The sequence below is a fragment of the Amycolatopsis coloradensis genome (assembly GCF_001953865.1).
Lineage (GTDB): Bacteria > Actinomycetota > Actinomycetes > Mycobacteriales > Pseudonocardiaceae > Amycolatopsis > Amycolatopsis coloradensis.
This window is the reverse complement of the sequence record NZ_MQUQ01000017.1, coordinates 239,355-258,942: the sequence shown is the minus strand read 5'-3', so window position 1 is coordinate 258,942 and position 19,588 is coordinate 239,355. Positions and strand designations below refer to the sequence as shown.

Genomic DNA, 19,588 nt, shown 5'->3' with positions numbered 1-19,588 from the left:
GAGCCGAGGGAGGGGCCGTCACGCGCCCTCGTCGCGACTGGTGAGGCTCCCGGCGAGTGTTCCACCCGCCGTAGGTATCTAGAACACTGTTGGCCCTCACCCGAATCGTCACTCACCACTCGGACCGAGTCGCTTCGCGTGACTGGATGGACGGCACGCGGACACAACGGGGCCCACCCCGAGATGTCCCGCCAACCGCGCCGGTTTCCTTCTGTCTCACCATTTCGTCAGGATCTGACGACGTCTGCCGTTCATGGACCGTTCACTTCGAAATGGCTCGCCCGCGCGTCAAAAGAGGTGAACGGGCTGAAGGATCGGGCCTGTGAACGAGGGGGGTGGGGTCGGTGAAACGCCGTCTGTCGATCGGCCTGGCTGTGGTGCTGCTGCTGGCCGTGGTGGCCGTGATCGTGTGGGGCCCGGGCGGTGACGACGACACCGCGCAGGGTACCGATCTGACCACGGTGCGTGGGGTCATCGGCTCGGAGAAACTGGCGTTCTTCGCCGACAAGCGGGTGGCGGACGCCTTCGCCAAGCACGGGCTGAAGGTGGAGGTCGACACCGCGGGCTCGCGGCAGATCGCGAGCATGGACCTCGGCGAGTACGAGTTCGCGTTCCCGTCCTCGTCGCCCGCCGCACAGCGGATCCAGCGTGACCACAAGGTGACCGGCGTCCACACGCCGTTCCAGTCGCCGATGGCGATCGCGACCTTCGAGCCGATCGTGAACCTCTTGAGCGCCAACGGGATCGTGCGCAAGGGCGCCGGGGACTACCAGGTGCTCGACATCGCGAAGTACCTCGAACTCACGCAGAAGGGCACGCGCTGGGACCAGCTTCCCGGCAACACCGCGTTCCCGGCCCGCAAGAACGTGCTGGTCACGACCACGGATCCGCGTGAATCGAACTCGGCGGCGATGTACCTGTCGATCGTTTCCTTCGTCGCCAACGGGAACAACGTGGTCAGCACACCGGAAGCCGAGGCGAAGGTGCTGCCCGGGGTGTCGAAGCTGTTCATCGACCAGGGGTACACGCAGAACAGCACCGAAGGCCCGTTCGAGGACTACCTCGCCGCGGGGATGGGCAAGACGCCGATGGCGCTGATCTACGAGTCGCAGTTCGTCGACAGGCTGGTGCGCGCGGACGGCTCGATCCGGCCCGACATGCGCCTGCTCTACACCGCGCCGACGGTGTACTCGAAGCACACGCTGGTCCCGCTGAAGCCCGCAGGAGACCAGGTGGGCAGGCTGCTCGCGACCGACCCGGAGCTGGGGAAACTCGCCGCCACCTTCGGTTTCCGCACCGGCGACCCCCGGTTGTTCGCCGACGTCGTCGCCGCGGCCAAGGCGCCGGTGCCCGCCGATCTGGTGGACGCCGTCGAACCGCCGTCGTTCGAAACCCTGGAGCGCCTGCTCGACGCCGTGAAGAAGCAGTACTGATGGACGATTTCACCCTCACTCCCCCCGAACCGGTGGAGGCGATCCCGGCCGAGCGGGCCGCCGGGCTGGTCACCCTCGGCCCTGAGGTGCACGCCGAGTTCGCGAAGCGCGCCGAGAGTTTCGCCGCGCGGCTCGAAGCGCTCGACGTCCGATCGCCGGAGTTCACCCGCGTCCTGGACGAACTGCTCGCGGTCGGCGAGTCCGACATGCGTGCGGCGGCGTCGGTCGCGGGGGCACTGCTCGACCGGTCGACGCGGGCGCTCGCCGGGACTCGCGGGGAAATCTCGTCGCCGCAACAACAAGCGACGGTGAGCCTGGCCGGATTGCGGCGGGCCGTCGCGGAGATCGACCCGGCGAAACTGCCGATCACCGGCCGCAAGCTGATGGGACTGATCCCGGTCGCGGGCAGCGCGAAGAAGGCGCTGGACCGTTATCGCGCGGCCGGCGAACCGGTGAACGCGCTGGTCTTGGACTTGCGTGCGCGGCAGGACGTGCTGCGCCGCGACAACGCCGCGCTCAAGGGCGAGCGGGAACGGCTGTGGGGGACGCTCGGCAAGCTGTCCGAGGCGGCCGCGTTCGCCGAGGCCGTCGACACGGCGATCGACCGCCAGGCGGGGATCTTCGACTTCACCGATCCCGCGCGGGCCAAGTCCCTGCGGGCCGACGCGCTGCACCCGATCCGGCAGCGGCACCAGGATCTGCTGACCCAGCTCGCGGTCAGCGCGCAAGGCTATCTGGCGCTGGATCTGGTGCGGCGCAACAACGACGAGCTGATCAGGGGGATCGAGCGGGCGGTGTCGACCACGGTCGCGGCGCTGCGGGTCGCGCTGCTGGTGAGTGGCGCGCTCGCCGGTCAGCGTGACGTCCTCGACGAGATCCAGGCCGTGCGGTCCACCACCGACGGGCTGATCCGGGCCAACGCCGGGATGCTGGAACTGCACAGCGCCGAGATCCACCGCGCGGGCAGCGATCCGGCGGTGGCGGTGGCGACGATCCGCGAGTCGTTCGAGCGGATCTACCGCAGTATCGACGCGATCGACGAGTTCAAGGCGGGGGCCGTCTCGACGATGGCGGCGACCGTGGAGGCGTTGTCCGGCGAGATCCGGCGGGCCGAGGACCATCTGCGCCGGTCTCACGAGACGGCGACGGCCGAGGGGGCATCGTGAAACGCTGGGCGGTTTCGGCGATCAGCGCGATCTGCGCGTTGTCGCTGGTTTCCTGTGACGCGAGCGAAGGCGACACGCGGATCCTGGGGGAGGCCGAACCGGGCACACTGCGGGTGCTCGCGGGCAGTGAACTCGCGGACATGCAGCCGTTGCTGGAACAGGAAGCGGCGGCGACCGGGGTCAAGGTCAAGTTCCAGTTCACCGGGACGCTGGAAGGCACCGAATCGCTCTCGAGCGGGAAGGTGGACGGCCAGTACGACGCCGTCTGGTTCTCGTCGAACCGTTACCCCGCGGCGGTTCCCGAAGCGGCGAAGCGGCTGGGTGAGCAGGTGAAGATCATGAGCTCGCCGGTGGTGCTCGGGCTTTCCACGTCCGCGGCGCAACGCCTCGGCTGGGCCGGGCGACCGGTGGGCTGGGCCGAGATCGCCGAGCAGGCCGGGAAGAAGGCTTTCACCTACGGTATGACCGATCCGTCGGCGTCGAACTCCGGCTTCTCGGCACTCGTCGGGGTCGCAGCGGCGCTCGCGGGTGCCGGAAACGCGATCGACGCGCAGCAGATCGTTTCCGTCACCCCGAAACTGACCGAGTTCTTCAGCGCGCAGGCGATGTCGGCCGGTTCGTCCGGCTGGCTTTCCGAGGCCTACCGACGGCGCGCGACCGGGGCGGATCCCGGCAAGAAGGTCGACGGCCTGATCAACTACGAATCCGTCCTGCTGTCGATGAACGCGAGCGGCAAGCTCCCCGAACCGCTGACACTGGTGTACCCCTCCGATGGCGTGGTCACCGCCGACTATCCGCTGACGTTGGTACAGAGCGCGAATTCCGACGCGCGGGACGCGCACCGCAAGCTCGCCGAGCGGCTCCGGACACCGGACACGCAGCGGAAGATCATGGAGACCACGCAGCGGCGGCCCGTCGTCCCCGGAGTCCACTTAGGACAGCAGTTCGCACGGAAGGACCTGGTGGAACTGCCGTTCCCCGCGACTCAGCAGGCCGTCGACGCCCTGCTGGGCGCCTACTTCGACAAGATCCGGCGCCCGTCGCGGACGCTGTACGTGCTCGACACCTCCGGTTCGATGGCGGGTGACCGGATCGAATCCCTGCGCACCGCGCTGATCGGGCTGACCGGGGCCGACGGCTCGCTGACCGGAAGGTACCGCCGGTTCCGCAGCCGTGAAGAGGTCACGATGCTGCCGTTCGACACCGTCCCCCGCAGCCCGGAAACCTTCGCGGTGCCGGAAGGCGATCCCCAGCCCGCGTTGGACAAGATCAAGCGCTTCGCGGAGGGCCTCGACGCGAACGGCGGCACGGCGATCTACGACAGCCTCGAACGGGCGTACAGCATCATGGGCCCGCTGGTCGCGCGGGACCCCGACCGGTTCACCTCGATCGTGCTGATGACCGACGGGGAGAACGCGAGCGGGTCCACGTTCGAGGACTTCCAGCGGAAGTTCCCGGCGCTGCCGGAGGCGATGCGGCAGGTCCCGGTGTTCACCGTGATCTTCGGCGAGGGCGACTCCGCCGAACTCGGCGAGGTCGCGAAACGCACCGGCGGCACCGTGTTCGACGCACGCGGTGACGTGCTGCCCAAGGTGTTCCAGGAAATCCGCGGGTACCAATGATCCGGTACCTCGGCTCCACGAAGAACCTCGCCGGCTGCGTCGGCGGGCTGATCGGGCTCGCGCTGTACCTGACCGGAGTCGTCGGCGGGCTGTGGCCGGTGGTCGTCGCCGGGTTGTACGGGGTCTTCGCCCTGCTCGCGCCGCCCGAACGGGTCCGCCTGGTGCCGGTGGACGCCGTCGCCGAGGCCGGGCAGCTCCGGACGGACCTCGTCTCGTTGGTGGACAAGGTGACCGCGCACGCGCAGCGGATGCCGGAATCCTCTGTGGACAGTGTGCGGCGGATCACCGAGGTGCTCGACGACCTGCTCTCACGGCCGGATCGGCTGTCCGGCGATCCGGACGTCCAGCACGCCGTCACCAGGCTGGCGCGGACGGATCTGCCGCTTTCCGTGCAGACCTACCTCAACCTGCCGTGGTGGTTCGCCGCCAAACGGCGGGCCAGTGGCGAACCGAGCGCGTCCGACGAACTCCTCGCACAGCTGGAACTGCTGGAGACCGAAGCACACCGGGTCGCGGAACGGTTCTACGCCGGCGACGTCAACCAGTCGGCCGATCACACGCGATACCTGCGGGAGCGGGGCGAGGCCTGAGGCGGGTCCCGATCAGCGGAAAGCGGGAACCAGTCTGCCGGTCGTTCTGCGTGGGCAAGCCGGGTTTCCTGCGCTGGACTGAGTGACGCCGATCCGGTCGTGGTCGGATTCCGTCTCTCCTAGGGAGTTCAGGCGTGCGTAAGTACAGACTTGGGGCGGCCGTGCTGGCCGCGGTGATGGTATGCCTCGCCGGAGGTGTCCCGGCGAGCGCCGAGCAGCGCGGCGACCACTGCGTCGCCGACTCGGCGAGCGGAGCGTTCCGGTGCTTCGGCAGCGTCGGTGAATCGCTCGCCGCGGCGTCGGCGGGCAAGGTGGGTGTCTCCGCCACGGTGATCAGCGTGCTGTACGAACACGCGAACTTCGGCGGCGCGAGCGTCGCCGTCACCGGGTCGCCGTGCGTGGAGGGGACCAACCAGACCATCGGCTTCCTCGGCGGCTGGAACGACAAGATCTCTTCCTTCCAGACCTTCAACAACTGCTACATCACGATGTACTCCGCCGCCGAATACCAGGGCGCCAGCCAGGAGTGGTACGCCAACGACAGCGGCAACTACGGGTCGAACATGAACGACCTCGGCAGCTCGGTGGTGTATTCACGCGGACCCTCCCGCGCCGAATTGCTCAAGGACTGCGGCCGGGCCACCAAGGCCTGCAACGCGCACGTCGACCAGCGCGGCCAGGACTTCCACGGCGACTGGGGCCGCGTGGACACGGTGTTCAACTGCAGCTCCAACAAGATCACCCAGGTCATCGGCAAGCGGGACACCCGCAGCGGGAAGAACACGGTCTCGAACGAGATCAGCGTCAGCGCGGGCTTCCAGTTCCTCGTCGACTGGTCGGTCGCGTACAAGCGCACGTGGGGCCAGGAATGGGGTTGGGAGACCAGCGAGAGCGTCGAGACCCGGATCGAGGTCAACCCCGGCTATTGGGCGGGTCTGGACCGCTCGCCGGTGATGAAGGTGGCCAGCGGCTCGTACGACATGTGGTACGACAAGCGCAAATGGGGACACCACCAGTGGTACGTCTGGAACTTCAGTGGTGAGGGCCCGGCTCCCGGCGTCGTCGGCCAGACCAGGACAGTCGGCAAGAAGATGACCTCGGACGAGAAGAAGAAGGTCTGCGGGAAGTCGGCGGGCCTGGTGCGTTCCTCCGCCGGAACGCAGGCGGAAAGCGCCGCGGCGACCGCGCCCCCGGTGCGCGTCGCGGAGGGATCGCTGCACAGCTGATCCGTTCGGCGGCCGATGGTCACCGCGTGACTATCGGCCGCCGAGTTTCGGCAGGGTCAGCGTGGTGACCGCCGTCGTCACCCAGCCCAGCAGGTCGCCGAGCGGGATGGTGGACAGCTTTTCCGGCCATTCCTCGGCCAGCGCGTGCAGGACGAGGTGGCCGTCGTGTGCTTCGACCGCGGTGAGCCGGATGCCTCGCGGGAGTTCCGGCATGGGCAGCACGATCGGCTTGAGGCGGGACGGCGGGCCGAACCGGTGTCGTCCGATGTGGACGGCCATCGGCCGGAGGGCGACCGCTTCGTCCTCCACTGTGGACTCCAGGACTAGATGCCCCCAGCGGGGCCGCTTTTCCCAGCGGACGTGGAAGTGCCCGTCCTCGCCGGGGGTCACGATGATGCCGGGCCGGACCTCGGCCACGCGTGCGCGCAGGATTTCGGGGGCCACCCGGATCGCCATCTTCACCTGTTCGGGGATGGCGGCGGGGGAGGGCAGCGAGCGGAGCCGGACGTTCGACGCCAGCACGGTGACGCGGCTCAGCGGGGTCTCCGGCCAGTCGACGTCCTCCACGACGAGGCGGACGTCGCCGATCCGGCCGGTGGCGGCCAGGCTGAGGCTGTCGGCCTGGTAGTCGAGTTCAGTCAGGGTGAGCCCGACGTCGTGCCCGTCCACCTTCGCCGTCAGCCGCCGCCCGACCAGCTGTTCGGTCACGGTCTTCAGTACCGCGGCCGGGGTCACGGGCACGTTCGGCAGCAGCGCCCGCCCGGCGGCGGCCAAGCCGAACAGCTCGGGAAGGGGGTTCAGCTCGAACCATCTGCCTTCGCTCATCCGACCAGTGTCGCCGAACGGGACGCCGATCGCCGCCGCAGGGGGTCAGCGGGCCGCGAAACGGGCGATCACACCCGCCAGGATCACCCAGAACGCCGCGGCCAGACCGTAGTCGAGGATGACCGCGAGATTCGGGTCACTCACCGGGAAGAGTCCCGGCCAGAACAATGCCAGCGGCTTCGCCAGCGCCTGGATGAAGATGAAGAAACCGTTGCCCGCGTTGGCACCCGCGAGGACCATGACCATGTACAGCAGTTCGATGAAAGCGAACAGCGCGCCGACAGCGGTGATGACGCGCACGGCGGTGTTGCTCCTACTGGTGGTTCGCCATCTGGACATGGCTGAAAAGTTCCCCGATCGGGCGATGACAAACGTTTCACCGGTCAAGTTGCGCCGATCGGCCGTACCCACCTACTCCTCGTGGGCCGCCAGTGACCGTGCGATGGCCCAATCCTGGGCGGCGACGCCGACGGACTTGAACACGGTCCTCCCCGAGACCGCGGGCGGTGACGGCAAAACGGCGCCGAGTTCCACGATGGCGTCCCGGTCGAGAACGCCGTCCTCCACGGCCTTGATCACCTCGCCCGCCTCTTCGAGTGCGGCCCCGAGCTGATCGACGACCACGATCGACGCGGTCGCGAGCAACTCCGTGGGGAGTTCGCGCATCGACGGCCGGAACGAGCCGATCGCGTTGACATGGACGTTCTCCGGCAACGCCGACAGAGCGAAGAGCGGGGTCTCCGAAGACGTCGCGCAGTTCACGATCTCCGCGTCCGCCAAGGCGTCTTCCACGGACTCGGCGACACGGAAGGACACGGCCGGGAACTCTTCGCCGAGCCGTTTCGCCAGCGCGCGGGCGTTTGCGGTGGTGCGGCTGTGGATCGCGACCTCGCGCAGTTCCCGCACCGTGGCGACCGCGCGAACCTGATCGGCCGCCTGCGCCCCGGAACCGAGGAGGGCGAGCCGCCCGGCGCCCGCCGGGGCGAGCAGATCGGTCGCGACGCCGGTGACCGCGCCGGTGCGGAGGGTGGTCACGGCGGTCGCGTCGGCGACGAGCGGGGTGGCGGTGCCCGCCATGACCACGGTGCCGAGGATCGCCGGATCACGATCCAGCCGGACGCTGAGCGTCTTGACCACCGCGGTGCCCGACGGTGCGTGATGCGCCGTCATCACCAGCACCGCTCCGTCGCCGAAGACGAGGCGTTCCGGCTGGGTGAAGTGCCCGGCGGCGAGTTCGGTGAACGCGTCGCGGACCGCCTTGACCGCGTCCCGCATGGGGACGGCCGCGCGGACCTCGTCGTCGCCGAGGGTTCGGGGCATCGCGTCTCCTCTTCTCAGGAGTCACCTTGCCGGCGGGCGGTGCTGTCCCGCAGGACGACCCGGCCGCGGACCCCTCGACCCGGGCCCGTCCGGCGCGTTCCGGCAGCATCGCCCGCACACGATGGCCGCGCAGCACCCCGCGCGCGATGCCGGGTCCTGGTGATGACCGCGAGGCCGGGGACAGTGCGGGAACAGCTCCCGGCGGACCTGCCGGCGGCTGCTCGGTCAGGCGTCCAGCGGTGTGCCTCGCCATTGCCAGCCGGCGCGGGAGGGCCGTCCGGGAAGGCCGGTGCGGTCCGTCGCCCACAGCAACGCGGTCCAGGGGTCGACGTCGGCGGCGTCGACGTCCGGGAACATCCGTGCGAGGACACGGGAACAGACGTCGCGTGGCGGATCGAGCGTGACGTCGAGGCCCCTGGCCATGTCTTCGCCGTGCACCAGGACCTCGACGCAGCCCATCCCGGCGAAGCCCTCGATGTCGGCGTGGCCGCTCGGGTGGTATGCGCGCACGTCCGGGGCCGCCGTGCGCAGGGTGGCGCCCAGCAGACCGGCGCCGACGGTGATGAACTCCAGCATTTCCGAGGGCGTCGCCGCCTTGTCCGCGACGGATTCGAAGCAGACGAACCGCGGCGTCGACGGCCGGGCGATCAGCAGTCCGGCGTAGGAGATGAGGCAGTCGCCGAGGTGCTCGGCCGTCCGCCAGGCGTTCAGCTCACCGGTGCCCGGCGCTGACGACCAGTCACGGCTCGACGCCTCGTGCAGACCGCTCACCACGCTCGCCACCGCCGCGTCGAGGTCGTCGGGCGTGATCGTCATCAGGCATCAGCTCAGGGGTGTCGGAAACGCGACCGGGGAACGGTGGCCGTTCTTCCCGACCGCGCGAACGCCGAAGAACACGTTGTCCTTCGACAGATCCACTTTAGCCTCGGTCCTGTCGCCGACCCCGATCGAGTGCGTCCATTCGGCCTCCGTCGTCTGCCGCCAGACGACCTCGTAGCCGGCGAGATCCGGGTCGGTTCCGCGCCGCCACACCAGATCCGTGTCGTTCGTCAGCTGGTTCGTCCGGACGCGGACGTCCTCGGGGGTGCCGGGCGCGGTCGCCAGCGACCACATCGTGGCCGCGTTCACCCGCGCGACCCTGGCGATGAACGGGAAGTCGCAGAACTCCGGCAGGTCGCCGAACTGCTTGCCGTTCTCCACCCGGACGTCCTGGTGCTGGTGCGCGTAGTCCTCGTGCGGTTCGGTGAACCGCGCCGCCGGATACCCCTGCTCGAGGAACGGGATGTGGTCGCCACCCCGGAGGTAGCGGTCGCGCCGGTAGATCACCCGCACGGACATGCCGGTCGCGTCGTTCTCCGCGACCGACCGCACGAACCGCGCCAGCTGACGGGAAGGCGAATCGTTCTCGCCACCGACCGCGCGCCGGATCTCGGCCTGCGCCGGGGTTTCCGACGTCGGCACGCCCTCGGCGAACAACCGGATCGTGCGCGGATCCCGCGTCCCGTCGTCCGCCCGGCTCGACCCGACGATGTCGTTGGTGAACATCGCCTGCACGTTCGTGCCCGCCGCTTTGAAGAGGGTGGCCAGATGCCGCGCGCCGAACAGTCCCTGTTCTTCGCCCGCGACCGCCGCGAACACGATGGTCGCGGCCGGGCGGCGGGTGGCGAGGACGCGGGCGAGTTCCATCGCGACGGCCACCCCGGACGCGTCGTCGTCGGCGCCAGGCGCGTCCTTGGTCGCGTCGAGCGGATCCGAACACCGCGAGTCGTAGTGACCCGACACGACGTAGACCCGTTCGGGTGTGGACGATCCGCGCAACGTGGCGACGACGTTGGTGATCGTGGTGGCGACCGGGATCCGGGGCGGGGCGGGCGGTTGCACGTACGACTGCGACTCGACCGTCATCCGGCCGCCCGACTTTTCCGCGGACTTCCGCATCTCCGCGAGGATCCAGTCGCGGGCGGCGCCGATTCCCCGGACCGGATCGGTTTGCGAGGACAACGTGTGCCGCGTCCCGAAGGCGGCGAGCCTGCGCACGATGGCCTCGACGCGGTGCTCGTCGATCTCCCGCAGGATCGCCCGTAGATCCGCGTCGGGCCGTTGCGGTGGAAGGGAGCCGCCTGGCCCTCGATCACCCAGCTGTTCGGCACCGGCCGGGACCCCGGTGAGGGCGACCGCCGACAGCGCGGCCGACGTGGACAGGAACACTCGTCTGGACCTCTCCTGAGCCATCCCTCGTTCCTACGCGCCCTGCCATCGGGCGTCTACCCGCGAAAAGGATGAGCGCGGCGGGTGGCGAGCCCCGATCAGGCATCGGACGGCTTCCGGTCCTGGACACGGCGGGCGATGGCGAGGGCGATCGGCGCCGCGAGCCAGCACAGGTACGCGCTGGTGTTCCCGGTGAGGAACGAGACGGGAATGGACACACCGAACACGGCGGCCAGGCAGATGCTGCGCAGCAGGCTTTGGGCGAACACCCGGGGCGGGCCGTCCGTTCGGTACAGGTGCTCGCGCCGGATCTCCCGGATGATCAGCGCGAACGACGCGGACGCCAGGACCTGCACCATCGCGTACAGGCTGAAGCGGAGCGGGAAAGCGCCGTCCGCGGTGATCACCCGCGTCGCGAACGGCATCAGGACCTGCATGAACAGCCAGACGAGGGTGAGGCTGATCAGGCGGCTGCTCAGCGAGCGGACGTAGGGAAAGATCTCGTGGTGGGCGCGCCAGTGGGCGGCGATCACCACGAAGCTGAGCGCGAAGGCGATGTACTCCGTGCCGTGGGCCGACACCGAACTCAGCATGGCGTCGGTGGTGTCGCCGTGGGGGATGGGGAGATCCAGGGCCAGCAGGGTGAGCGCGATCGCGATCACCGCGTCGACGAAGATGGTGAGCCGCTCGGCGGCGGCCGCTCGTGTCGTCCCGGTCGCGTCGGGGCCGGCGGGGGTTTTCACGCCGCGACCGGTCGTGGGGCGGCCGCGAGTCGCCGCGATCGCACGGCCAGGACGATCATGACCGCCGGGATCAGGAGGTCGTTGACGAGGACGCCGCCGGTGTTTCCGGGGGAGTGGTCGCCGTTGGCGAACCATTGGTAGACGTGGCCGATCATGGCTCCCCAGAGGAACATCCCGCCGCCGAGGCCGATGGTGATGCGTTCGCGCGCGGAGGCCGAGGCGGCCCGGAAGCCCATGACGGCCAGACCGAGGTTGGCGAACGCGATTTCGACCATGAAGGGCGTCCGCTCGAAGCCGATCGCCGTGGCCATGACGTCCGGGAAGGCGAGGAAAGCGACCGTCATCCACAGGCTGCCGCAGCCGAAGGCGCCGATGGCCCACCAGCGCTGCCAGATCTCGAGTCGTTCTTGGGAGGACGTGGCGTGGCGGGCTCGGATGAAGGCTCCGAGGGAAGGCACCACGATCCAGACCAGCGGGAAGGCGGATTGGGCGAGGTAAGCGAGGTTGTCCATGGCTTCAGTCTTACCTAGTTAATATTAACGTGTCAACACTCTGGTATGGTGAGCTGGTGGATGACGGACTCGCAGACCTGCTGCACCGCGTGGTCATGCTGATGGGCGAAGCCGCCCGCCGGCGTGCCGATGGCCCCGACGGTTTGACCTACAGCCAGATTCGCCTTCTGGGCACACTGGAAGAGATCGAGCCGACGACTCAGCATCGGCTCGCGCAGGCGCTGTCGGTATCCGATCCGGCGATCAGCCGGGCGCTGCGCCCACTCGAAGCGGACGGTCTGGTGCGGATCACCGTCGACCCCGAGCACGCGCGGCGGCGGCTGGTTCGGCTCACCGAGTCCGGCAAGAAAGCCTTCCATGCCGCTGGGAAGCCGCTCTACGACGAGTTCCGCGCGGGGCTCGTCGCGGCCGGTTTTCCTTACGAGCGCTACCTCGAAGACACCCTTCGGCTGGCTGAGATCCTCGCGTCCGACTGAGGCGCCTCGACGCTCTCCGGCGAACTGCGCGTAGCGAATTACCACCGCCGCTGGTGAGGCGTGCGAAGACCACGTCCGCAACGCCGCGGCCACCGCGCTGCGCGAACTCGCCGCGCGGCCGGGAGTGTCTTAGGTACCTACTGGGTTCCGTGTCGCGAAAGCCACTTTCGGGACATCAGACGTCCCGAAAGTGGCTTTCGCGACACCCGGTCACGACCGCATCCCTCCTGGCAAAAGCGGGCCTGCCGACGTCCGGTCAGGCTGACGACAGTTGATCGCGGCGACGGGTCAGGTAGGCGGTCTCGGCGGTGTTGCCCGCCAGGTCGATGGCTTTGTCGTACGCCGCGCGCGACTGACGGCTCCGGCCCAGCCGTCGCAGCAGATCGGCGCGGGTGGCGTGGAAGGCGTGATAGCCGTCCAGTGCTTCGGCGAGGCTGTCGACGATGGCCAGCGCCACCTCCGGGCCGTCGAGTTCGGCGACCGCGATGGCCCGGTTGAGTGCGACGATCGGGGTGGGATCGAGGCGGACGAGCTGGTCGTAAAGGGCGACGACCTGCGACCAGTCGGTGTCGCGTACGTCGCGGGCCGAGGTGTGCACGGCGTTGATCGCGGCCATGATCTGGTAACGGCCCGGAGCGACCCCGGCGGCGAGGCGCTCACGCACCAGCCGGTGGCCTTCGGCGATCAGCGCCTTGTCCCAGGCTCCGCGATCCTGTTCGTCGAGGGTGACCAGTTCGCCGCTCGCCGAGACCCGGGCGGTGCGGCGGGCCTCGATGAGCAGCATCAGCGCCAGCAGCCCGGCCACCTCACCGTCGTCCGGCAGGAGGGCACGGATCAGGCGGGTGAGCCGGATCGCCTCGGCGGTCAGCTCGTGACGCACCGGATCGGTGTCGGGGCCGGTCGCCAGGTAGCCCTCGTTGAAGACGAGGAAGAGGACGGCGAGTACGCCGGAGACCCGCGACGGCAGATCCTCCGCGGTCGGCACGCGATAGGGGATGCGGGCCGCCTTGATCTTGCCCTTCGCGCGGGTGATCCGCTGCTCCAAGGTGGTTTCCCGCACCAGGAAGGCGCGGGCGATCTCGGGAACGGTCAGCCCGCCGAGCAAGCGCAGGGTCAACGCCACGCGGGCTCGCATCGCCAGTGCCGGGTGACAGCAGGTGAAGATCAAGCGGAGCCTGTCGTCGTCGATGGCGCCGAGCGGCTCGGGCGGGGCGTCGTCGTGCACCATCCGAGCCTCCTTCTGTTTGTCGTCGCGTTTGGTCTCACGCCGGATCCGGTCGATGGCCTTGCGGTTGGCGGTCGTGGTCAGCCAGGCGCCGGGGTTGGGTGGCACACCATCGGACGGCCATCGCTCGACGGCGGCCGCGAACGCCTCGGCTGCCGCCTCCTCGGCGATGTCGAGATCACCGAAACGCCTGGTCAGGGCGGCGACCACCCGGGCCCACTCCTCGTGGTGGACCCGGGTGATCGCCTGCTCGGCGTCGTTCACCGGAACGGCCGCACCTCGATCTTCCGATCGCAGACCTTCGACGCCTCGGTGGCGAGCTCGAGCGCCACGTCCAGATCGGGGGCCTCCCACACCCAGACGCCGGCGAGGTATTCCTTCGACTCCACGAAAGGCCCGTCGGTGAACACCGGCCGCTCGCCCCGGTTGTCGATGACCGTGGCCGTGTCGGTTTCCGCGAGCCCGCCCGCGAAAACCCAGTGGCCGTCGGCGATCAGTCGTTCGTTGAACTCGCTGATGGCCTGCTGCTTGTCCGTGCTGCCGGGATCGCTCTTGTCGTCGATCACGGAAACCAGGTACTTCATCGGCGGATCATCTCCTGTGGTGTCAAGACAACGGGGTCGTTCAAGCCGTCGCATACCGCGGGCGCCCGGCGGGCCGGTACTTCTGGATCGTCACGCCCTTCGAGTCGGCCCGCGACTCGACCAGGTCGAGCGCGAGATCCGGACCGGTCTCCGGGAACAGCCGCGCGCCCTGGCCGAGGATCACCGGGATCACGATCAGCGTCATCTCGTCGACCAGATCGTTCTCCAGCAGCCACGGGATCAGCGTGCCACTGCCGTGCACCTGCACCTCGCCGCCGGGCCTGGCCTTCAGCTCCCGGACGGCGGCCGCGACGTCTCCGGACAGGACACTGGTGCCCGGCCACGCCGGATCGGCGAGAGTGGTCGATGCCACGTACTTGGGCTGTGTGTTCAACGCCCGCACCACGGGCTCCCAGCCAGGGACATCCTGTGCGGTGGAGGAACCCCACGTGCCGGCGAACAGCTCGTAGGTCCGTCGGCCGAACAGGAACGCGTCGGCGCGCTCGTAAGCCCGCGCGATGAACGCCCTGGTCTCGTCGTCGCCCGCTCCCCGGGCCCAGCCGCCGCGCTCGAATCCGTTCCGTCTGTCCTCATCCGACGCGTGGCCGTTTCCCTGCACCACTCCGTCGAGGGTGACCTGAGTCATCGTCGTCAGCTTCATGATCGCGGTTCCTTTGCCTGGGCACCGCCCCTCGCGGGCGGCCTCATCCCTGCCACGAACGCCACCGGCCCGATCCGACAACTCTTCTCAGAATTTTTCGAGAGGTAGGCGCAGCTGGCGGGCAACTTATCGGATTCGCGTGTCCGCTTCGGTTGCCGGAAGCATTTCCCGCAGCATCGCCAGCAACTCCCGCCGGTCCCCGGCCCCGAGTTTCCCCCGGATCCGGGCCATATGGTGCTCCACGGTCTTCCCCGAGATGAACAGTTTGCTCCCGGCCTGCTTGTACGTCAGCCCGTCGACGACGAGCCGCGCGACCTCCAGCTCCCGTTCGCTCAAGGCGTTCAGCCCGGTGGCCGCGATGGGTTCCGGAGCGCGGCCCTGGAACTGCCTCGCCGCTTCGAGCAACTGGACCATCGCCTTGCGGTCCGAGGTCCGGATCGCCGCCTGCCCGGCCAGCCGGGCGGCGTCCCAGCAGAGCCCGAGTTCGTGCAGTTCCGACGCGGACGCGGTGATCGTCTCGGGGTCGAAGGTCCCGGTCAGGACCGCGAGCCAGCCTGTCGCGGCGGAGGCGAGCGCCGCCGGATACCGTCCGCAGGAGGCGAAGTCGTTCAGCGCGGCCAGATGTTCACCGGCCGAGGCGTGGTTCTCGACGGTGATGGCGGCGTGCAGTTCGTGCCAGCGCAGGGTGGCTGTCCACAGTGGAGGGTTGCCGAGCGCGTCGAGCACCGTATGCGCCCGCTCCAGCTGCCCGGCCAGTTTGGCGCTCGCCCCGCCCCGTGCGGCCGCGATCGCGAGTTCTCCCAGCGGCAGCAGCGAATACAGGTCCGGCTGCTGTCGCATCGAAGCCTGGTAGGCCCGGTCCCATGACCGTTGCAGCCCGGGAAGGTCGCTCGCCCGTCGCGCCAGGCCGAGTCGAAGGGTAGCGGCGAAAAGTTCGTCGCGGGCTTCGAGACCCTCCGGTGGCAGCAAGGCCTCGGCGGCCGTCTTGAGGTCGCCCGCGGTCATCGCGACCCAGCCGAGCAGCAGCCGGTGCCGTTTCGCGAGCAGGTCGCCGCCGATCCGCCCGCGCACCGCGCGGCTCAGCACCGACTCGGCCAGCGCGAGTTCGCCGGAATGCAGGCCCACCAACGCCGCGAGGGCCGCCGGGCTGTCCGGGAGCGGCGCCGGTGCCCCCGCCGACTCCAGCATCGACGCCGCGCCCAGCAGGGCCGACAGGGTCTCCGCGCCGCAGCCGGACACCGAGTCGGTGATGGCACGCGCGGTGCGTGAGGCGGCGCCCGCGAACAGGGTCGGGACTTCGGGCGTCTCCAACACGCCACGGGCGGCTTCGAGTTTTCCGGTGCCCAGCAGCGCGATCGCGGCGAACGCCTTCGAGCCTGCCCGGCCGGACCATTGGTACAGCTCGGCGCTGTGCGCCAGTTCGCCGCGATGCGCCAGCACCGTCGCGGCCACTTCGGCGCCCGCCGCCCTGGCGTCCGTGTCCGACGTGCTGCCGAGCATGCCGTCACCGAGCCGGAGCGCGGTGTCGAGGTCCCCGGCCAGCGCTGCGGCGTGCGCCCAGCCGACGGTGAGCGCCGCGCCGCGCCCACCGGCCTCGGACGCGGCTTCGTAAAGCCGCGCCGCGAGTTTCGTGTCGTCCGCCGTCGCCTCACGCGCGGCCGCCTCGAAGGCCGCCGCCGCGCTCGCGCCCGAACTTCCCGTCCCCAGCAGGGAACGAGCGAGATCCAGTACCGGGAGCCCGTCACGCAACTGGAGTTCCACCAGCCGTTGCAGCACGGTCAGCCGCCGCCCCGGCGATCCCCAGGTGCGGACGGCTTCGGCGGCGATCGGCAGCAGGACGTCGTCCTCGCCGAGGAGCCCGGTCGCCCTGGCGCCGTCGAAGATTTCGGGCAGGTCCTCGCGATCGCGGTTGAGCAGCGCCGCCAGCAGATCGAGATTCCGGCCCGCGCCTGCTTCGGCCGCGATCAGGAAGCGGTGCACGTCCTCGTCCAGTTGTTCCAGCTCACCGCGGAAGTCCGCGAGCCTGCCGGTGACCGCGCGGAGCACGAGCCCTGGCACGCCACCGGTTCTGCCGTGGACGTCCTCGGCCGTGGCCGCATCGCCACCGGCGTATTCGATCAGCCGGCGTACGTCATCGACGCCGAAAGCGCCCAGTGACACCGATCTGCCGAAGGAGTCGGCGAGGGCGCGCAACGCCTTGGTCCGCGCCGTCGCCCGGCAGGCCAGTACGACGGGTGTGGTCGTTTCTTCCGCCAGTGCCTTGATCTTCGCGATCTCGTCGTCGCCGAGCTGGTCGGCGTCGTCGACCAGCAGGGCCTCGACCCCGGCGCCCGCGTAGTGGCGTCCGAGCAGGCCGAGCAGATGGGTCTTCCCGTGCCCGCCGGGGGCGACGACGGTGACCCGCACCGGGAGTTCCGGGGCGGTGGTCACCTCATCGAGCAGGCGCCGGGCACCCGGATGGATGATGCCGGGCTTGTCGAGCAGTGCGTTCAACAGCGACCTTCGGGGGGTGTGACGGCGCCGGGGGTGGGCGGCGCGCAGGAACTCGAAGTGGTGGGAGGGGCTTCGGGACCCTTGCCCGCGGTGGCTTCACGAGTGGTCAAGGTGAGCAGCAGGGTGGTCGCGGCCAGCACCACGACCGCGGCTCCGGCGACGAGGGGTTTGCGCCGGGTGAGCAGTTTCGCCGCCCCGGTGCGTTCCGGCAAGGGGAACGGGGCGATGTCGACCGGCGGCCGTTCGGGCCGCTCGGTGAGTTCTCCCGGCACGTCGACCCGGGGGAGCAGGGTGGTTTCCACGGTCTCCACCGCGGCCAGGGCGCTCGGACGCGGGGGGACGTCACGTCGTGCGGCGATGTTGGCCGCGCCGGTCGCCACCGTCAGCACGGGGTCGCTGGACGCGAAGACGGGACACGGCGTCCGGCCCGGAACCGGTGGGGCCTCGCCGCAGAACACGATGCCCGCCAACGCCGTCGGCTGGATTCCCGCGCCGTGCGCGAGTTCGAAGACCTTGCCGACGGCCTCACCGGGGTCGGCGCCTTCCACCGTCTTGACCGGCTGCCAGCCGTTGACCCCGGCGGCGGCGATCGTGACCACCGCGCCGTCCGGGCCGAATTCGCAGATCCCGGCGGTGACGTCGTTTCGCGGGGCGAGATACGCGTGGAGTGCGGCGATGGGCGCCGGTACCAGCGCGGCGCGGGGATACCCGGCTTCGGTGAGGGCCCGGCGCAGGAGGTCGCGGCGGAACGAGCCCCAGCCGACGGGGTGCGTGATCACGATGTGCCGCGGTTCCTCCCCGAAGCGCTCGGCCGCCTGATCCACCGCGGCGTCCACGAGGACGGCGCTGAGGGATTCGGCGGGGAAGCGTTCGCCGCCGACGATCACCGGGACGTCGTCGCCGATCCGCTCGTGGAACCCGGTCAGCAGCCGAGCGGGTGCCGACCGGCCCGCTTCGACGGCGGCGTCCCCGGTGAGCAGGTAGCCGTCGTCGTCGAGGAACACCGCGGACGCCGCCGACGGGCCGCGCCCGCCGAGCCACGACGGCTCAGGCACGCCCCAGCCGTCACCGGTGTTCACGCAGGTGGCGGCGGTGGTGCGGGTCGAGGCGATATCGATGCCGAGGACGTAGGGCAACGCGCATCCTCCTTCGCTTGACCAGCCCCAGGGACATTTAGGGCCACTCACCCGAACGGCTTGACCCATCCGGGTGAGGGTTGGCATTAAACCCAACAAGGTGCGTCTCGGTTAAGCCCCTAACGCCCTAACGATGTCATACCGATCCCCTATCGGCTGAGTGAGTGACGACCGGGAGTGATCCCCGATGTGCTGACAGGTACCCCGTCGCTAGCTTCGGTGACCTGCGATCAGCCGTGCCTCCGTGCCGCTGCGCTTCCATCGACCCAGACCACCAGGAGAGTCCTTCCATGGGTTCCGTCCAGACCCTGCACGACTTCACGCTGAACCTGCTGAACGACACCGCCGCCCGCGTGGCGTTCGCCGACGACCCGCAGCAGGTCCTCGCCGACGCCGGCCTCGGTGACATCAACGCCGCCGACGTGCACGAGGTCGTCCCGCTGGTGCTCGACTTCGTCCCGGTCGAAACCGCCACCGACGTCTCCGGCACCGCCGCCTCCACCGCCGACAACCTGGCGGGCTTCGGCGGCGTCGCGAACGTCGTCAACGGCACCGACGGCGAGTGCGCCGACGGTGTCCAGGGCGCGATCGACCAGCTCACCGCGCTGACCGCGGGCCTGCCGGTCGACGTCCCCGGTGCCGGTGCGCTGCCGGGTCTCCCCGAGGCCGGTCTCCCGGGTGTCCCGGCCGTGCCGGGCCTGCCGGAGGTCGGCGTGCCCGCCGTCCCGGTCGTGACCGACGTGACCGACGTGTCGAACGCCGCCGCCGGCGTGACCGCCCTCGCGCAGAACACCGTCGGCAGCTTCGGCCTGACCGGCGACCTTTCGCACGGCCTCGACGCCGCTTCCCTCGGCCAGGCCGGTGGTCTCGCCAACGGTGCCGTCGACACCGCGACCGACCTCGCCCACGACGTCCCCGCCGTGGACGCCGTTCCGGTTCCGGCGCTCGACTCGGTTCCGGCCGTCGGCGACCTGCCCGGCGTCGACGGTGTCGCGGGCGGTGCCCCCGACTTCCTGTCGACCGTCGGCGACCTGACCAGCGTCATCGGCCAGACCGGCGTCGCCGACGTCACCACCAAGGTGCACGACGTCGCGAACAACTACGCCAACGGTGACCTCGCGAACAACCTCGGTAACCACGGCGACGTGACCGGCAACGTCGCGGGCAACGTGGCCAACGAGGTCGCCAACGTCGCGAACCACGCCGGCGTCTCCGACGTCCACGACGTGGTCTCCGAGGTCGGCAACAACATCGGCCACAACGTCGGCAACGTCGGCGACATCCACCTCGGTGCTGGTGACATCGCCTCGGGCAACGACATCCACATCGGCTGAGCTGAACATTTTTCACTTTCGTGCCAGGGCCCCG

19 protein-coding genes are annotated in these 19,588 nt (G+C 69.7%); 7 read left to right on the top strand and 12 right to left on the bottom strand.

Annotated elements, in window-relative coordinates; all coding sequences use genetic code 11:
• The first annotated feature begins 344 nt into the window (after nt 1–344).
• From BS329_RS30425 to BS329_RS30405, 5 genes are all read left to right on the top strand, one after another.
• Nucleotides 345–1,433 carry a hypothetical protein gene (locus tag BS329_RS30425; RefSeq protein ID WP_076165040.1) on the top strand — a complete coding sequence of 363 codons (1,089 nt, stop codon included), beginning with the start codon at nt 345–347 and terminating at the stop codon, nt 1,431–1,433.
• Nucleotides 1,433–2,599 (top strand): toxic anion resistance protein, encoded by a 1,167-nt coding sequence (locus tag BS329_RS30420; RefSeq protein WP_076164936.1) that lies wholly within the window; start codon nt 1,433–1,435, stop codon nt 2,597–2,599. The genes BS329_RS30425 and BS329_RS30420 overlap by 1 nt, the downstream gene beginning before the upstream one ends.
• Entirely contained in the window at nt 2,596–4,221 is a 1,626-nt protein-coding gene (locus tag BS329_RS30415) for a substrate-binding domain-containing protein (RefSeq protein ID WP_076164935.1), read from the top strand. Before BS329_RS30420 ends, BS329_RS30415 begins: the two co-directional genes overlap by 4 nt.
• Complete coding sequence (locus BS329_RS30410) at nt 4,218–4,811, top strand: hypothetical protein (RefSeq protein ID WP_076164934.1); 594 nt, start codon at nt 4,218–4,220, stop codon at nt 4,809–4,811. Before BS329_RS30415 ends, BS329_RS30410 begins: the two co-directional genes overlap by 4 nt.
• Nucleotides 4,812–4,945: 134 nt before the next feature.
• On the top strand, nt 4,946–6,037 hold the full coding sequence (locus tag BS329_RS30405) for a peptidase inhibitor family I36 protein (protein WP_076164933.1): 1,092 nt from the start codon (nt 4,946–4,948) through the stop codon (nt 6,035–6,037).
• 30 nt (nt 6,038–6,067) lie between these two features.
• Here the strand turns inward: BS329_RS30405 and BS329_RS30400 are convergent, their stop codons facing one another.
• The 7 genes from BS329_RS30400 to BS329_RS30370 form a co-directional block, all read right to left on the bottom strand.
• Nucleotides 6,068–6,862 carry a hypothetical protein gene (locus BS329_RS30400; protein ID WP_076164932.1) on the bottom strand — a complete coding sequence of 265 codons (795 nt, stop codon included), beginning with the start codon at nt 6,860–6,862 and terminating at the stop codon, nt 6,068–6,070.
• 45 nt (nt 6,863–6,907) lie between these two features.
• The gene (locus BS329_RS30395) at nt 6,908–7,162 is read right to left on the bottom strand and encodes a hypothetical protein (protein ID WP_076164931.1); all 255 of its coding nucleotides are present in this window, start codon (nt 7,160–7,162) and stop codon (nt 6,908–6,910) included.
• 111 nt (nt 7,163–7,273) lie between these two features.
• Complete coding sequence (locus tag BS329_RS30390) at nt 7,274–8,182, bottom strand: ornithine cyclodeaminase family protein (RefSeq protein WP_076164930.1); 909 nt, start codon at nt 8,180–8,182, stop codon at nt 7,274–7,276.
• A 225-nt stretch (nt 8,183–8,407) separates the two neighbouring features.
• Nucleotides 8,408–8,998 (bottom strand): maleylpyruvate isomerase mycothiol-dependent enzyme family protein, encoded by a 591-nt coding sequence (locus tag BS329_RS30385; protein ID WP_076164929.1) that lies wholly within the window; start codon nt 8,996–8,998, stop codon nt 8,408–8,410.
• A 6-nt stretch (nt 8,999–9,004) separates the two neighbouring features.
• Complete coding sequence (locus BS329_RS30380; protein WP_076164928.1) at nt 9,005–10,414, bottom strand: M20/M25/M40 family metallo-hydrolase; 1,410 nt, start codon at nt 10,412–10,414, stop codon at nt 9,005–9,007.
• Between the two features lie 74 nt (nt 10,415–10,488).
• On the bottom strand, nt 10,489–11,133 hold the full coding sequence (locus tag BS329_RS30375; protein ID WP_076164927.1) for a TMEM175 family protein: 645 nt from the start codon (nt 11,131–11,133) through the stop codon (nt 10,489–10,491).
• A complete protein-coding gene (locus BS329_RS30370) occupies nt 11,130–11,645 on the bottom strand; it encodes a DUF6790 family protein (protein WP_076164925.1) in 516 nt (171 codons plus the stop codon). The genes BS329_RS30375 and BS329_RS30370 overlap by 4 nt, the downstream gene beginning before the upstream one ends.
• Nucleotides 11,646–11,701: 56 nt before the next feature.
• Between BS329_RS30370 and BS329_RS30365 the strand changes: the two genes are divergently transcribed.
• Nucleotides 11,702–12,121 (top strand): MarR family winged helix-turn-helix transcriptional regulator, encoded by a 420-nt coding sequence (locus tag BS329_RS30365; protein ID WP_076164924.1) that lies wholly within the window; start codon nt 11,702–11,704, stop codon nt 12,119–12,121.
• A 256-nt stretch (nt 12,122–12,377) separates the two neighbouring features.
• Here the strand turns inward: BS329_RS30365 and BS329_RS30360 are convergent, their stop codons facing one another.
• The 5 genes from BS329_RS30360 to BS329_RS30340 all read right to left on the bottom strand — a co-directional run bounded on the left by BS329_RS30360 (nt 12,378) and on the right by BS329_RS30340 (nt 18,220).
• A complete protein-coding gene (locus BS329_RS30360; protein WP_076164922.1) occupies nt 12,378–13,610 on the bottom strand; it encodes an RNA polymerase sigma factor in 1,233 nt (410 codons plus the stop codon).
• Nucleotides 13,607–13,930, bottom strand: a complete 324-nt coding sequence (locus BS329_RS30355) for a YciI family protein (RefSeq protein ID WP_076164920.1) — start codon at nt 13,928–13,930, stop codon at nt 13,607–13,609. Before BS329_RS30355 ends, BS329_RS30360 begins: the two co-directional genes overlap by 4 nt.
• A gap of 40 nt (nt 13,931–13,970) precedes the next feature.
• Nucleotides 13,971–14,591, bottom strand: coding sequence for a dihydrofolate reductase family protein (locus BS329_RS30350; RefSeq protein ID WP_076164919.1), 621 nt, complete (start codon nt 14,589–14,591; stop codon nt 13,971–13,973).
• Nucleotides 14,592–14,717: 126 nt separating this feature from the next.
• Complete coding sequence (locus tag BS329_RS30345; RefSeq protein ID WP_076164917.1) at nt 14,718–17,084, bottom strand: helix-turn-helix transcriptional regulator; 2,367 nt, start codon at nt 17,082–17,084, stop codon at nt 14,718–14,720.
• Nucleotides 17,081–18,220, bottom strand: coding sequence for an Hsp70 family protein (locus tag BS329_RS30340; RefSeq protein WP_076164916.1), 1,140 nt, complete (start codon nt 18,218–18,220; stop codon nt 17,081–17,083). Before BS329_RS30340 ends, BS329_RS30345 begins: the two co-directional genes overlap by 4 nt.
• Before the next feature lie 290 nt (nt 18,221–18,510).
• On the opposite strand from BS329_RS30340, the gene BS329_RS30335 reads away from it, so the two are divergent.
• Nucleotides 18,511–19,554, top strand: coding sequence for an IniB N-terminal domain-containing protein (locus BS329_RS30335; RefSeq protein ID WP_076164914.1), 1,044 nt, complete (start codon nt 18,511–18,513; stop codon nt 19,552–19,554).
• Nucleotides 19,555–19,588 lie beyond the last annotated feature (34 nt).

Coding starts and splice junctions, on each gene's coding strand:
- BS329_RS30420 (WP_076164936.1), top strand. CDS start 1,433: ATGGACGATTTCACCCTCACTCCCCCCGAACCGGTGGAGGCGATCCCG.
- BS329_RS30410 (WP_076164934.1), top strand. CDS start 4,218: ATGATCCGGTACCTCGGCTCCACGAAGAACCTCGCCGGCTGCGTCGGC.
- BS329_RS30400 (WP_076164932.1), bottom strand. CDS start 6,862: ATGAGCGAAGGCAGATGGTTCGAGCTGAACCCCCTTCCCGAGCTGTTC.
- BS329_RS30390 (WP_076164930.1), bottom strand. CDS start 8,182: ATGCCCCGAACCCTCGGCGACGACGAGGTCCGCGCGGCCGTCCCCATG.
- BS329_RS30385 (WP_076164929.1), bottom strand. CDS start 8,998: ATGACGATCACGCCCGACGACCTCGACGCGGCGGTGGCGAGCGTGGTG.
- BS329_RS30380 (WP_076164928.1), bottom strand. CDS start 10,414: ATGGCTCAGGAGAGGTCCAGACGAGTGTTCCTGTCCACGTCGGCCGCG.
- BS329_RS30370 (WP_076164925.1), bottom strand. CDS start 11,645: ATGGACAACCTCGCTTACCTCGCCCAATCCGCCTTCCCGCTGGTCTGG.
- BS329_RS30355 (WP_076164920.1), bottom strand. CDS start 13,930: ATGAAGTACCTGGTTTCCGTGATCGACGACAAGAGCGATCCCGGCAGC.
- BS329_RS30350 (WP_076164919.1), bottom strand. CDS start 14,591: ATGAAGCTGACGACGATGACTCAGGTCACCCTCGACGGAGTGGTGCAG.
- BS329_RS30335 (WP_076164914.1), top strand. CDS start 18,511: ATGGGTTCCGTCCAGACCCTGCACGACTTCACGCTGAACCTGCTGAAC.